Origin of the sequence: uncultured Marinobacter sp. (genome assembly GCF_963974375.1) — a bacterium.
In the GTDB taxonomy this organism is placed as follows: domain Bacteria; phylum Pseudomonadota; class Gammaproteobacteria; order Pseudomonadales; family Oleiphilaceae; genus Marinobacter.
On sequence record NZ_CAXBDN010000103.1, the window covers coordinates 1 to 13,578 of the forward strand.

The 13,578-nt window shown below is 60.3% G+C and carries 11 protein-coding genes; 7 read left to right on the top strand and 4 right to left on the bottom strand.

Going from position 1 to position 13,578, the window contains the following annotated elements:
- Nucleotides 1-1,730, bottom strand: a 1,730-nt coding sequence (locus AAC035_RS10445) for a class I adenylate cyclase (RefSeq protein ID WP_339803572.1), incomplete at its 3' end; no start/stop codon positions are given.
- Between the two features lie 189 nt (nt 1,731-1,919).
- Between AAC035_RS10445 and AAC035_RS10450 the strand changes: the two genes are divergently transcribed.
- Nucleotides 1,920-3,137, top strand: a complete 1,218-nt coding sequence (locus tag AAC035_RS10450; RefSeq protein WP_339803575.1) for an EAL domain-containing protein — start codon at nt 1,920-1,922, stop codon at nt 3,135-3,137.
- A 45-nt stretch (nt 3,138-3,182) separates the two neighbouring features.
- Here AAC035_RS10450 and argH read toward each other — a convergent pair whose 3' ends face one another.
- Nucleotides 3,183-4,577 (bottom strand): argininosuccinate lyase, encoded by a 1,395-nt coding sequence (gene argH, locus AAC035_RS10455; protein WP_339803578.1) that lies wholly within the window; start codon nt 4,575-4,577, stop codon nt 3,183-3,185.
- Between the two features lie 93 nt (nt 4,578-4,670).
- Between argH and AAC035_RS10460 the strand changes: the two genes are divergently transcribed.
- The 6 genes from AAC035_RS10460 to AAC035_RS10485 all read left to right on the top strand — a co-directional run bounded on the left by AAC035_RS10460 (nt 4,671) and on the right by AAC035_RS10485 (nt 10,745).
- A complete protein-coding gene (locus tag AAC035_RS10460) occupies nt 4,671-5,759 on the top strand; it encodes a sensor histidine kinase (protein WP_339803581.1) in 1,089 nt (362 codons plus the stop codon).
- A complete protein-coding gene (locus AAC035_RS10465) occupies nt 5,756-6,502 on the top strand; it encodes a LytTR family DNA-binding domain-containing protein (protein WP_339803585.1) in 747 nt (248 codons plus the stop codon). The genes AAC035_RS10460 and AAC035_RS10465 overlap by 4 nt, the downstream gene beginning before the upstream one ends.
- A gap of 122 nt (nt 6,503-6,624) precedes the next feature.
- On the top strand, nt 6,625-7,566 hold the full coding sequence (gene hemC / locus AAC035_RS10470) for a hydroxymethylbilane synthase (protein ID WP_339803588.1): 942 nt from the start codon (nt 6,625-6,627) through the stop codon (nt 7,564-7,566).
- The gene (locus AAC035_RS10475; RefSeq protein ID WP_339803591.1) at nt 7,547-8,371 is read left to right on the top strand and encodes a uroporphyrinogen-III synthase; all 825 of its coding nucleotides are present in this window, start codon (nt 7,547-7,549) and stop codon (nt 8,369-8,371) included. Before hemC ends, AAC035_RS10475 begins: the two co-directional genes overlap by 20 nt.
- 17 nt (nt 8,372-8,388) lie before the next feature.
- Nucleotides 8,389-9,519, top strand: a complete 1,131-nt coding sequence (locus AAC035_RS10480) for a uroporphyrinogen-III C-methyltransferase (RefSeq protein WP_339803594.1) — start codon at nt 8,389-8,391, stop codon at nt 9,517-9,519.
- Nucleotides 9,516-10,745, top strand: a complete 1,230-nt coding sequence (locus tag AAC035_RS10485) for a heme biosynthesis HemY N-terminal domain-containing protein (RefSeq protein ID WP_339803598.1) — start codon at nt 9,516-9,518, stop codon at nt 10,743-10,745. Before AAC035_RS10480 ends, AAC035_RS10485 begins: the two co-directional genes overlap by 4 nt.
- A 36-nt stretch (nt 10,746-10,781) precedes the next feature.
- Here the strand turns inward: AAC035_RS10485 and AAC035_RS10490 are convergent, their stop codons facing one another.
- Together AAC035_RS10490 and ubiD are read right to left on the bottom strand one after the other, a co-directional pair.
- Nucleotides 10,782-11,765: a 2Fe-2S iron-sulfur cluster-binding protein gene (locus AAC035_RS10490; protein ID WP_339803600.1), complete on the bottom strand. Its 984-nt coding sequence runs from the start codon at nt 11,763-11,765 to the stop codon at nt 10,782-10,784.
- 7 nt (nt 11,766-11,772) lie between these two features.
- Nucleotides 11,773-13,257 carry a 4-hydroxy-3-polyprenylbenzoate decarboxylase gene (gene ubiD / locus AAC035_RS10495; RefSeq protein WP_339803602.1) on the bottom strand — a complete coding sequence of 495 codons (1,485 nt, stop codon included), beginning with the start codon at nt 13,255-13,257 and terminating at the stop codon, nt 11,773-11,775.
- Nucleotides 13,258-13,578: the final 321 nt, after the last annotated feature.

The following is a 13,578-nucleotide window of genomic DNA, read 5'->3' on the forward strand; positions in this document are numbered from 1 at the left end:
CTGGACAGTGGGTCCACACCAACATTGACCAGTAACAGATGGCGCAAGGGACGGCGCGCCGCAGACAGGGCCTCGCGCCCGACTTCTCCCCGCACTGGCAGTGCGGCACGCAGGAAAGCCACCATGGATTTCAGGCCGTCCACGGTCATCGCGATGCCACTGGACCGCAGGTTCAGGCGGGTGACAGGACTGAGCAGGCCATTGCAATGACACCAGAGCACAAGCTCTACCAGACTGCCCGCCCGGCGAATCGGGTTGGCCCAGGGAATATCGGAAAAATTGTCCAGATTGCGGAACAACAGCCAGGCATCGCCACTGGCACTGTCCCCGGCAGCCTGGCAAAACGCGAGATTCTCTTCACTCAGCGATGGCACGATACCGGGATTGATGTACTCCACCTTACCGGCCTTGCGCTGAAACGCCGCGTACAGCTTGCGACCAAGCAGGTTGAGATCCTCCGGGCGGATACTGGCCTGCAGCTCACGGTTCCGGGCCAGTTTCGACAGCAGACGGTAGCTGTGGGTAAGTTCCGCCACAATCCGTTTGCGTAACTGGACAACCTTCTCGGGACGCCACTGATTGCGTCCGTCCAGCTCCGCCAGAATGCCATCATCCCATTCCCATTCCGTGACCAGATGCCTCAGCAGGCGCCCCTGCCAGCGGCCAGCGGCCTCGTCGGCGCGGGTCAGTGGCAACCCGGCCTTGAGGTAAAGGGCACGGCGAACCAGGTCCAGGCGCGATGGCGCTGACGACGCCAATAACCAACGCTCCAGCCGCCGGTACAACATGACATAGGGATCAAGCGCATCGAGACAGGTCTCACCAGCGAAGACCGCCCTCTTGTAATCCGCCGACAACGGCCCGGCCCGACGGTTACGTGCGTAACACTCGATTAACAGGAGTTTCAGCAGGGACTTCCAGGGCGAATCAATACCCTTGTAAAGCTGCCAGATACCGGCACCCAGATACTCCTCTTCGGGAATACTGACCAGAGCACCAAAATCGAGGTACTCCTCTTCCCTTACAAATCGACGGGTTAACAGAATTTCCGCCAACTCCGTATAACGGCCCTCATCGTCCGGAGGGATCAGCCACCACAGCGGATATTGCCCCCCCAGATGTATCGCGGTCCGATAGAACTCATCCAGCAGCAGGAAATGCTGGGCGCTGCCACTGCTTTCACCACTGACTTCGCTCTGCTTTAAACGGTCCCGGTAATCGCTGGCGCAAAACACGAAAATATTCAGCTCGATACCAAACTCTGCTGCCCACCGGGACAGCCGGACTGCTTTTTCGTTCAGGGCGGCAATCTCCTGCCCGGCAAGACCGGGCTGATGGCACAGCCAGACATCCAGATCACTGGCCACCGAATGCCCCAGGGAACCCGGGCTGCCCATGAGGAAAATACCGGTGAGATCACGCTTGCGCGGCGCGCTCCGGGGCAAGCGAAAGGAACGGGCGAGACCCTGGGCGGCACTGACTGTGTCGGCTGCCGGCTCATAACGACTGAGGCCCGCCGGACAATCGCCGAAATACCCTGGTAATGCGGGGTGGTTAAGGTGAAAGGCCAGTGGCAACACATCAAGCACCGTTTGCTGCCGCCGGGTCAGCGCCGACCGGGCTCTTTCCAGCCGCTGACGGTTGATACCACAAAAGCGCTGGGTCAGCGCTTTCAGTACCTTACGATCAACACCTTCAGAATAATCCAGAGAAATGGGCAAATTATGCACAGTTCAACTACACTCCATTTTTGAGACATTTCCCTGTTTTGTATCCACTGTACAATGTGACCCGGTTGGCATAATATCTGCAACCGGAATAACAGAACCTGAGTCGGCCGGACGCCGCTAACAGGTATAAGGCACTGGATGCCCGCAAATAATAACAGTCAGGCACGGACCGAGAAGGAGCACCCTGACGTGAAAGAGCTCGTCATAAGCCGTCATCACCGACATGACGGAGAAGGCAGCTGTACTGTTCTGATCGTAGAGCAGAGCAGCCTTCTTATTATTGGCACAGACAGCCATCTGACCGACGTCCTTGGTTATCATAGCCAGGATCTTGAAGGGCGCACCCTCAAGCAGCTGATTGCCTCACCGGAGGATAACCCTCTGTCAGGTGATTACGCCAGTTTTCACCAGAGCGAAAAGCCCTTCAGCATTACCCTGCGCCATGGCCGCGGCTATTTTCTGGCAGCAAACGTGATCGTCCGCTCCGCTCCCGAGAGCGCAAGACCTGCGCCATCCACTCCTGCCATTTCCATTGCCCCAAAATCGGCATTACCCACCAGAAACGCCCGTCAGGCCGCCATTGAACAGAAAAGACGCACAGCGATAGCAAGTACGCGAGCCATGCTGGTGCACATCCGGGAGTCCCTGAACCAGGGTGGACTGCCGCTGGAGTATCAGTCTATCGAGGCACTGGATGCGACTGAGTCCGGCCTGCGGATTGAGGTCTTCGCCCGGTTGCGAGGGCTTGAGCCAGACACTGACAGCCTGCTGACGCCACAGAATTTTCTGCCGCTGACGGAGCGCTTCGAACTGTCCCGTCGACTCGACCGGAAGGTGATCCGGCAAACCGTCTGCCATCTGATGAAACACCCGCAGCTACTCAGCGAACTGCGCTACTGCGGCTTTAATCTGTCACTGGGCAGCATCCAGGACACCAGCTTTCCGGAATACATCCAGAAGCTGCTGGTCGCATCCGGGCTGGAGCCTTCAGCACTTTGCTTCGAGCTTGCCGCTCATCACGGCGTCAGCCATCCGGAAACCACGCGCCACCAATGCCGTGCACTCCGGCAACTGGGCTGCAGGGTGGCTCTGGACGGTGCCGGCGGGACGGTTGAAAGCTTCAAGCTGGCCAGCCGCCTGCCGGTGGACTGGATCAAGCTGGCGCCCGCGCTGATGAGAAACCTTCACGAAGAGCCCACCCACCAACTCATGATTGAAGCACTGCAGCAGATTGCCCGCTCCAGCGGCAAGGCCACCATTGCCACCTGCATCGAGAATGACATCTCCCGCCGCAGGGCCCAGAGCCTTGGCATCCGGTTTATCCAGGGCACCCAGGTTGGCGAAAATCGCGCGCTGAAAGAGCTGATCTCCACCGACAACCGCTGGCAGCACGCCGGAGAAGCCTGACCTGTCGCGCCAGCCCGGGCCAACAGCCACAGGACTGGCGGCGACTTACCCCAGCCGCGTCCTTGCCCGTGCAACGGCCGCCCGGACCTGTTCTGGCGCGGTACCGCCCAGATGATTTCTGGCCTGCACCGATCCTTCAAGTGTCAGCACGTCAAACACATCCTCAGCAATGACGTCAGAGAACTGGCGCAGTTCGTCCAGGGTCATTTCTGACAGATCACGGGACTCGGCAACACCGAACCCCACTGCCTTGCCGACAATTTCATGGGCGTCACGAAACGCCACGCCCTTCTTGACCAGATAATCGGCCAGATCCGTGGCGGTGGAGAACCCCTTGCGGGCCGCATCGCGCATGTTATCTGCTTTCGGCCGAATGGCCGGAACCATATCCGCGTAGGCTCGCAGGCAACCCTTGACGGTATCGACCGTATCAAACAGCGGCTCCTTGTCTTCCTGATTGTCCTTGTTGTAGGCCAGCGGCTGACCTTTCATCAGCGTCAGCAGGCTGATCAGATGGCCGTTGACCCGCCCGGTCTTGCCGCGCACCAGCTCCGGCACATCCGGGTTCTTTTTCTGGGGCATGATGGACGAGCCGGTGCAGAACCGGTCCGGCAGATCGATAAAATCGAACTGGGCCGAGGTCCACAGCACCAGCTCTTCGCTGAAGCGGGAAAGGTGGGTCATCAGCAACGCTGCAAAACCACAGAATTCGATGGCAAAGTCCCGGTCGCTGACCGAGTCCAGGGAGTTCTCACTGGCCCGGTCGAATCCCAGCAGGCGGGCGGTGATAGTGCGGTCAATGGGGTAGGTGGTGCCAGCCAGCGCCGCGGCGCCAAGGGGCATCACATTGACCCGTTTGCGACAGTCCTGCAGGCGCTCGGCATCCCGCTCCAGCATCTCGAACCAGGCCAGCAGATGATGACCAAAGGTCACCGGCTGCGCAGTCTGCAGATGTGTAAAGCCGGGCATGATGGTGGCTGCTTCCCGCTCCGCCAGATCCAGCAGACCAAGACGCAGGCGCTTGAGCTCGGTGGTAATCACATCAATTTCGTCCCGCAGATACAGGCGGATATCGGTTGCCACCTGATCGTTGCGACTGCGCCCCGTATGCAGCTTTTTGCCAGTAATACCGATCCGGTCGGTCAGCCGGGCCTCAATGTTCATGTGAACATCCTCAAGGCTGACCGACCACTCGAACCGGCCCCCCTCGATATCTGCCCGTACCGCCGCCAGACCCTCAATGATGAGGTCTTTCTCCTCAGTCGTCAGTACCCCCACCTCCGCCAGCATGGTGGCATGGGCGACGGAACCGGCAATGTCATGATGATAGAGACGCTGATCGAACCCCACAGAAGCCGTGAACCGTTCCACAAATGCATCCGTCGGCTCGGTAAAACGGCCGCCCCAGGGTTTCTCGGAGGTCTTGTTCTGCTCGGTCATGGTGTATCTTTCCTGCTGGCAGCCCGGCAAAATGGTCCGGGCGCAATGAACGTTGGCCCGGATTATAACACTCTGGCAAGGACTCTCATCCGAATGCGCCCTGTCACCGGCAAAATTTCCTCCACAGATTCACTGCCTTCGCAAGGGCAGGGTTTCTTCGTGCCGGATCTGTGCCGGGTCAGGTCCGTGTTCATGCTGGTGGTCACCAGTGAACTGCTGGTGTTGTTGCTGGCCGTTGCCCACGCCAGGACCGGCTGGATCGACTGGAATTACTTCGGCCTGGTGTCGCTTTTCGCCCAATGGACCGTGCTCACCAGCGCGGCACTGATCTGCCTGCTGCGGCCCTGGCTGGCCAGACTCGAGACCGCGGCGGCCAGCATCGCCATCGTGCTGCTGGTGATCGCTGACGTTCTGGTTTTCAGCCTGTTTGCCACCGGGCTCGTATACCCGGACGCGGCCGCCGACCGCTGGCAGACCACTGGCAAGAACATGCTGATTGCCGCCATTATTACGCTGATGGTGTTGCGTTATTTCTACCTTCAGAACCAATGGCAGCGTCAGCGACAGGCGGAAATGCAGTCTCGCCTGACGGCTTTGCAGGCCCGCATCCACCCTCACTTCCTGTTCAACAGCATGAACACCATTGCCAGCCTGATCAGTTCACGCCCGGAACAGGCCGAAGACGCCGTGCTGGATCTGTCGGAACTGTTCCGGGCGTCCCTGAAAACCAGCGATCGACTGGTGCCACTGGAAGAAGAGCTAAATCTCTGCAAACGCTATCTGGCTCTGGAGCAGCTGCGACTGGGGCCACGGCTGCGGGTAACCTGGCGACTGGACCCGGCCCTGAACCACCAGGCCATTCCACCACTGACGTTGCAACCGCTGGTCGAGAATGCCATCTATCATGGTATTCAGCCCCACCCCCGGGGCGGCGAGGTGGTTATTGAGAGCCAGCGCAGTGGCCATCATGTCTATCTGCTGGTACAGAACCCCAGACCACCGGACCAGGGTCCGAAACACCAGGGCAACCAGATGGCACTGGATAACACCCTTGATCGCATACAGGCCCTGTTCGGCGAAACCGCCGTGCTCAAGCACAGCCGTCAGGGCGATCGCTATACGGTCACCCTGCGACTGCCCTGGCAAACCCTCGCCTCCGCCAGCGACAAGGAGTCAGCATGACCACCCACCGGCTACTGATTGCCGATGACGAGCCCCTGGCCCGGGAACGGCTGCGGCGGATGGTTTCCGCGCTGCCGGATGTCGAAGTATGCGGCGAGGCCGCCAATGGCGATGAAGTGCTCACCGGCATCCGCCAGTTGGAGCCAGACATACTGCTGCTGGATATCCGGATGCCGGGCAAGGATGGCCTCGAGGTTGCGTCGCTGGTTCAGGCTCTGGCCAATCCGCCAGCGATCATCTTCTGCACGGCTTACGATCACTATGCCATCAGGGCGTTTGATGTGCAGGCCATCGCCTATCTGCTGAAACCGGTGCGGCAGGAGGCACTGGCTGAAGCCCTGGCCCGCGCGGGCCGGGTCAACCGGGTTCAGCGTCAGGCGCTGCAGACACCGGCAGCCAACGAAGACCTGATTCTGGCCGTCACCAATAGCCGTGGCACGGAGCGGATTGATATGACCCGGGTCTATTTTTGCGAGGCGGACCAGAAATACGTCACCCTGACTCACGACAGCGGTGAGACCCTCACGGACCTCAGCCTGAAGGCTCTGGAACAGCGCTTTCCTGGTCTCTTTCTCAGATTGCATCGCAACACCCTGGCCGGTACCCGCCACATCCGCGCGCTCGAACGTAACGACGATAGCGGGTACCATGTGCGCCTTGAGGGGCACCCGGCCACACTGCCCGTCAGCCGTAGACACCTTGCGGCAGTCCGCCAGTGGCTGACCAACGGTCACACCAACTAGTGTCCCGTCTGGTAACGGGACTTTTTGCGCTGTAGCCGGTAGGCTTCGCCCCCCGGCAGACTGCCATCAGGTCAGCACTGCGGGATACACTGATTCACCGAGCAATGAGAACAGAGATCACCATGTCCAATCGAACCCTCCGTATCGCCACCCGCAACAGCGCCCTGGCCCTCTGGCAGGCCGAATTTATCAAGGCCGAGCTGGAACGTCTTCATCCGAACGTTACGGTGGAGCTGCTGGGCATCAAAACCCAGGGCGACAAGATTCTGGATGTTCCGCTGGCAAAAATTGGTGGCAAGGGTCTGTTCGTAAAGGAGCTCGAAGAAGCCATGCTGGATGGCCGCGCCGACCTGGCGGTACACTCCATGAAGGATGTCCCGATGGAGTTCCCCGAAGGCCTGGGGCTGGTGGCCATCTGTGAACGGGAAGATCCTACCGACGCGTTCATCAGCAACGACTTCGAATCGGTGGATGCCCTGCCCCGGGGCGCCGTGGTGGGCACGGCCAGCATGCGCCGGGAGGCGCAACTGCGGGCCTATCGCCCCGACCTGGTGATCCGCACCCTGCGGGGCAACGTCAATACCCGGCTGGCGAAACTGGATGCGGGCGACTATCAGGCCATCATTCTGGCGTCGTCCGGGCTCAAGCGTCTGGGCTTCCATGACCGGATTCGTTATACGCTGCCAGACACCCTCTCTTTGCCTGCAGTCGGACAGGGCGCGCTTGGTATCGAATGCCGGCTTGATGACAGGGAACTGCGGTCGATGCTGGAGCCGCTGAATCACGCCGACTCGGCCGACCGGGTCAAGGCCGAGCGGGCTCTCAATCGCCGGCTCCAGGGCGGCTGCCAGGTTCCCATCGCGGCTTACGCCCTGCTGGAAGACGATGACACACTCTGGCTACGAGGCCTGGTGGGATCAGTCGACGGTAAAAACATCGTGCGTGTCGAAGGCCGCTGCCCCAGAGCTGACGGCGAAAAGCTGGGCCGTGAGCTGGGCGAAGACCTGCTGGCCATGGGCGCTGATCGGATACTGGCCGAAATCTATGGGCACACCCCGGAATAATACTCAGTCGCTGGCCCGCGCTCTGGCGGGGCGCCGGGTACTGGTCTGTCGGCCGCAACCCGAGGCCTCGCGGCTGGCTGACCTGTTCCGGGATCATGGTGCCGACTGCCGCGTCCTGCCGGCACTGGAGCGCCACCCCCTGCCAGAAACTCCGGAAGCCCGCACTACCATCCAGAATCTCGATCTGTTTCAACATGTTATTGCAGTCAGCCCCTACGCCGCAGGGCAACTACTGGAACGGGCAGATGTGTGGTGGCCGCAATTGCCAGCCGGACTGAGCTGGTACGGAGTAGGCCGCGGCACCGCCGCCGTGCTGGCCGCGGGCGGGCTGTCACCCATTATTCCGGCCACCGGGGTCACCAGTGAGGCGCTGCTCGCGCATCCTGAGCTGCTGACCATCAGGGGCCACAAGGTACTGATCGCCCGGGGCGAACAGGGCCGTGAACTGATCCGCGATACCCTGATGAGCCGGGGCGCCGAAGTGACCCTGCTGCCGCTGTACCGGCGCAGCATGCCAGACTACAGTGACAACGACCTGCAACAGCTGCTCGGAGATTTCCAGCCGGAGGTTGTGGTGACCCTGTCCGGGGAAACTTTGAACAATTTCATCGCGCTGAGCGAGAATAGCGGCCATAATTACACACAAAGCCTGTTGCTGGTTCCGGTTCAGCGGGTCGCCGAGCAGGCAGCCAGGGCCGGATTCAGCCGTTACTGCATTCCGCACAGCCTGCAGGACGAGGCCATAGTGGAAACCATAGCAGAGGCCATAGCCCGCGAACCGAGCAGCAATACCATTCCGGATTGATCCGACCGCCAGTAAGGATGCCCGTGACTGAATCGAACCCGCAACTGCCCGCTCCGATACCCGCCAGCAAACCGGCCCGTCCACCCAGAATCTGGCCACTCTGGTCAGGCATCATTATCGCACTGGTTGCCGTCATTGTGCTGGCACTGTGGAGCTGGCAACAGTGGCAGCATCAGCAGCAACTGACCGAACGCCTTGCTCTGCTGCAGGACAGTAACCGCCAGTTTCAGCAGCGGGAGCAACAGGGCAGCACGGAAATTTCCCAGCGCCTGAGAGCGCTTGAGGACCGAATTGAAGATCAGCGTAATGCGGTCGCCACCCAGCAGCGACAGATCGACCACAACGCCCGGGAATTGCTCAACGCGGGAAACCGCAACCGTACCGACTGGCTGCTGGCAGAATCCGAATACCTGCTGCGGGTAGGCAACCAGCGTCTGTTGATCGAAAAAGACATTCGCGGCGCTCTTGCTGCCCTGCAGTCCGCTGACGAGGTATTACGGGAGACCGATGATATCGGCGTGTACCCGGTCAGAGAGCAGCTCGCCCGCGAAATCCTTGCCCTGCGCAACCTCCGTGATGTCGACCGCACCGGGCTTTACCTTCAACTGGAGGCGCTCCGGGAACAGGTAACCAGGCTGACCGAGGGCGCAGTGATTGGCTCGCAGGAACCGGCGAAGGCCATGAATACCTCTGGCGCTGACCAGCCCGGTGCCGACCAGAGCACCGTGCAAAGTGCTTTCCAGCGCGGATGGCAACAATTCCGGGACAGCCTGCAAGAGGTCATCGTGATCCGCCGGATGGATGCCACGGTCGAGCCGATGATGTCACCGGACCAGAGCGCCTGGGCCAGGCTTAACCTTCAACTGATGCTGGAGCAGGCCGAACTGGCGGTCCTTCGTGGCCATGGTGAACTCTACCAGCAGACCCTGGACAAGGCCCTGGATGCGCTCAATACCTGGTTTGACGATAGCGACAACCGCATCGCGACCCTCAAGGAATCCGTCGCAGAGCTGCGCAACCGCAACATAGACCCCCCGCTGCCGGACATCAGCCGCTCGCTGACCCTGCTGAAAGGTCGCATTGCCGGACGCGACCAGCCTGACACCGAAGCGGCCAATGGCGAGAGTGACGGAGGCAATGACTCATGATTCGCCTGCTGATCCTGCTATTGCTGGCCCTGATAATCGGTGTAGGCCTAAGCCTCGGGTTGCAGCATGACCTGGGCTACGTTCGCATCAGTCTCGGACACTATCTGATTGAAACCAATTTCTGGGTTGGCCTGGGCCTGATGATCGCCTTCGTCGCCCTGCTCCTGGCCCTGGCCGGGCTGGTCCGCAAGCTGACCCGGGGCACTGGCGTGGTCACCCACTGGCTTGCCAAAGGTCAGCAACGCCGGGCACGGAAACGCACCACCGAGGGCCTGCTGGCGCTCGCCGAGGGCAACTGGCCCCAGGCCAGAAAACGACTGGAAGCCTCAGCCGAGCACGCGGATACGCCTCTTATCAATTATCTTGCTGCGGCTCAGGCTGCGTCTGAGTCCGGTGATCACGATGCGGTGGATGATCTGCTGCGTAAAGCCTATGAAAGCACGCCAGGATCTGATCTGGCGGTGGGCATCACCCAGGCTCAACTGCAGCTGAACGCCAACCGGCTGGAACAGGCGCTGGCGACCCTGGTCCGGCTTCGCAAACAGGCCCCCCATCACCCGTTCCTCCTCAAGCTGCTGAAAACGGTGTATCTGCGCCTGGAGGACTGGCGGGAATTGTCCAGGCTGCTGCCTGAGCTGCGTAAACGCCAACTGGGGAACCCTGAGGAACTGGACAGCCTCGAGCGAACGGTATGGCACAAACTTCTGCACCGGGCATCGGAAGAGGCTGTCCGTCAGGGCAGCCGCTCACTGGAACCCCTCACCCGCCTGTGGGACGAGTTGCCGGGTTCCATGCGAAGGGATGAGCATACCATTCGGGTTTACGCCGAATTACTGGCCAAAGACGGAGACGAGGCACAGGCGGAGACCCTGCTGCGCAAGGTCCTTCGTAATCACTGGAGTGACGAGCTGGTATCGCTGTACGGGCGGGTCTGCGGCGCAAAGCCGGACGAACAACTTCTTGCGGCCCAACGCTGGTTGCAGGATCGCCCCAACAACCCGGACCTGCTGCTGGCACTGGGGCGCCTGAGCCTGCGCAACGAGCTATGGGGCAAGGCCAGGGAATATTTTGAAACCAGCCTGCACCTGCGCCGCAGTCACGAGACCCTGGCAGAACTGAGTCGTCTGAACGCTCACATGGCGCAGGATGAAAGCAACGTGAAACTGCTGATGCAGGGACTGGTCAGGGACAGCGGATTACCGGATCTGCCCATGCCCCGGGCCTGAGGCCCGGTTCCGGTCAGCATCCGCCCGGCGGCTCAGCTAACTGGCGGGGCGTGGTGCGTATTCGAGAACGTCAGAGAAGAACGCTGCTTCCGGCAACCCCGCTTCAACCATGATCGGTGAACCACTGGCGATAACCTGGACATTGCTCCAGTCCGCGCCACTGGCCAGCACCGCGCCCACCAGCTGATCGTGATGCCCACTCCAGTCATTGTCTTCGTCATCACCCACCACCGGAATAAAGCGCAACGGAGGCCAGTTCTCCTGCCATTGCCGGGCCAGGCTACGCAGATACATATCTTCCGGCCGGCGGACACCCCAGAACAGGCTTACCGGCAGGTCGTAATCCGTTTCCTGCAGGTAATCCACCAGGCTTTTCATCTGGGCAAAGCCGGTACCTGCGGCGACCAGCAGCAACGGCTTCCCGGGGGCAGATGCCAGACAGGCCTTGCCGTGGGGCATCTCAAGAGTCACCTCACCGCCGGAGGTCAGTGCATCAATCACCTTCTGAGCCGAAACCCAATCCGGCGAGGCCTGAATATGGAGCTCTATGGCCTGCTCGGAAGGACTGCTGGCGATGGAAAAATAACAGGGCTCAGTATCCGGCAGGTTCACCGACAGGTACTGTCCGGCGTGGAAGGATAGCTCCCGGCGCCGGGGCAGGTGCAGCTCAACCCTGTAAACATCATGGTTCAGGGCGCGCACGTCCGTCACTTTTGCCTGAAACTTGCGAGTCTGGTTTTCTCCGGCTGCCATAATGGCATTCATCTCCAGTTCGAGGTCGTCAAGGGCCTGGCTGCGGCACAGCATCAGGCGATCTCCGACCGTCATGATTTGTTGGTTACGGGTGTTCAGCGCCTGCCCTTTCAGCAGACGGGCCTCACAGATTTCACACACGCCGTTGCGACAGGCGGCGGGCACGGCGATTCCCGCCCGGCCGGCGGCGCTGAGCAGATCTTCCTCCCCGGCACCGAAGCTGAGCCCTGCAGGCTGAAAGACGGCCTGAAACCCGGTATTCCTCATCTCAGGATCACAACGACGATGACGGCGTATCAATGCCCAGGCTGTCCCAGAGCGAATCAACCCGCAGCTTCACCTCATCACTCATGGTTATGGGGGTCCCCCATTCCCGATCGGTTTCACCGGGCCATTTGCTGGTGGCGTCCATCCCCATCTTGGACCCCAGACCGGACACCGGCGAGGCAAAATCCAGATAGTCGATGGGGGTGTTTTCCACCAGTGTAGTGTCCCGCACCGGATCCATCCGCGTGGTGATCGCCCAGATCACATCATTCCAGTCCCGGGCATTCACGTCGTCGTCGGTTACGATGACAAACTTGGTGTACATGAACTGGCGCAGGAACGACCACACCCCCATCATCACCCGCTTGGCGTGACCTGGATACTGCTTTTTCATGGTCACCACCGCCAGCCGGTAGGAACATCCTTCCGGCGGCAGATAGAAATCAATGATTTCCGGAAACTGCTTCTGCAGAATCGGAATGAACACCTCGTTCAGGGCCACACCGAGAATCGCTGGCTCATCCGGTGGCCGTCCGGTGTAGGTACTGTGATATATCGGGTCACGGCGATGGGTCATTCGCTCTACGGTGAATACCGGGAAGTGATCCACCTCGTTGTAGTAACCGGTATGGTCACCAAACGGTCCTTCCGGCGCCATATCGTCCGGGTAGATAAACCCTTCCAGCACAATTTCCGCACTGGCGGGCACCTGAAGATCACTCAGGCCCGCCTTGACCAGTTCGGTACGGCCACCTCTCAGCAGACCCGCGAAGGCGTACTCCGACAGGGAGTCAGGTACCGGGGTCACCGCTCCAAGAATGGTGGCAGGATCCGCACCCAGAGCAACGGCAACCGGAAAGGGTTTACCAGGGTTTGCTTTCTTCCACTCCAGAAAATCCAGTGCGCCACCACGATGACTGAGCCAGCGCATGATCAGCCGGTTCTTGCCAATGACCTGCTGCCGATAGATTCCAAGGTTCTGCCGTTCTTTGTGTGGCCCACGGGTAATGACCAGCGGCCAGGTTACCAGAGGCCCGGCATCGCCAGGCCAGCAATGCTGCACGGGAATTTTGCCCAGATCAATGTCGTCCTTTTCAATGACTACATCCTGGCACGGCGCGGAGCGCAGCACCTTGGGGCTCATCCGCATGACCTGTCGCAACAGCGGCAGCTTCTCGATAGCATCCCGGAAGCCCTTGGGGGGATCTGGCTCCTTGAGATACGCCAGCAATTTGCCGATGTCCCTCAGGGCGGCAACCTCGTCCTGCCCCATACCCATGGCAACCCGCTTCGGGGTCCCGAACAGGTTGGCGAGCACCGGCATGTCATAGCCTTTGGGATTTTCAAACAGCAACGCTGGTCCACCTGCCCGCAGTGTCCGGTCGCAGATTTCGGTCATTTCCAGGTGCGGATCGACTTCGACGCTGATCCGTTTCAGCTCGCCCATGGCTTCAAGCTGGGCAATGAAGTCTCGCAGGTCGTTGTATTTCATCGGGTGCTCCGTTGCTTGGCTTTGGTACTACGGAGATTATGTGCTTCTGGACTTTTTTTGGGGTGGAACCTTGGGGGTGGAACGTTTTTTTGGGTTGGAACTTTGGGGGTGGAACGAGGTGCGGGGTGAGGTTCCAAAACGGGAAACGGTGGTTTCCCTGATTGTTTTGGAACCTCACCCCGAACCTCGTTCTTCGGGCTTTAGTTTTACGCTTTAAAACCCGATGCGCGCACGTCATCTGGAGGACAGTGTCGGGGTTCCCCTTCCCGGACCGTGTCTTGCCTGGGATGGCAAGACCGAGCCTACAAGGACGTATTCACG

What these genes read in the sequence shown, in the direction of transcription:
- argH (WP_339803578.1), bottom strand. Translation starts at nt 4,577, where the DNA reads ATGACCGAGCAGAACAAGACCTCCGAGAAACCCTGGGGCGGCCGTTTT.
- AAC035_RS10460 (WP_339803581.1), top strand. Translation starts at nt 4,671, where the DNA reads ATGCGCCCTGTCACCGGCAAAATTTCCTCCACAGATTCACTGCCTTCG.
- AAC035_RS10465 (WP_339803585.1), top strand. Translation starts at nt 5,756, where the DNA reads ATGACCACCCACCGGCTACTGATTGCCGATGACGAGCCCCTGGCCCGG.
- hemC (WP_339803588.1), top strand. Translation starts at nt 6,625, where the DNA reads ATGTCCAATCGAACCCTCCGTATCGCCACCCGCAACAGCGCCCTGGCC.
- AAC035_RS10475 (WP_339803591.1), top strand. Translation starts at nt 7,547, where the DNA reads ATGGGCACACCCCGGAATAATACTCAGTCGCTGGCCCGCGCTCTGGCG.
- AAC035_RS10480 (WP_339803594.1), top strand. Translation starts at nt 8,389, where the DNA reads ATGCCCGTGACTGAATCGAACCCGCAACTGCCCGCTCCGATACCCGCC.
- AAC035_RS10485 (WP_339803598.1), top strand. Translation starts at nt 9,516, where the DNA reads ATGATTCGCCTGCTGATCCTGCTATTGCTGGCCCTGATAATCGGTGTA.
- AAC035_RS10490 (WP_339803600.1), bottom strand. Translation starts at nt 11,765, where the DNA reads ATGAGGAATACCGGGTTTCAGGCCGTCTTTCAGCCTGCAGGGCTCAGC.
- ubiD (WP_339803602.1), bottom strand. Translation starts at nt 13,257, where the DNA reads ATGAAATACAACGACCTGCGAGACTTCATTGCCCAGCTTGAAGCCATG.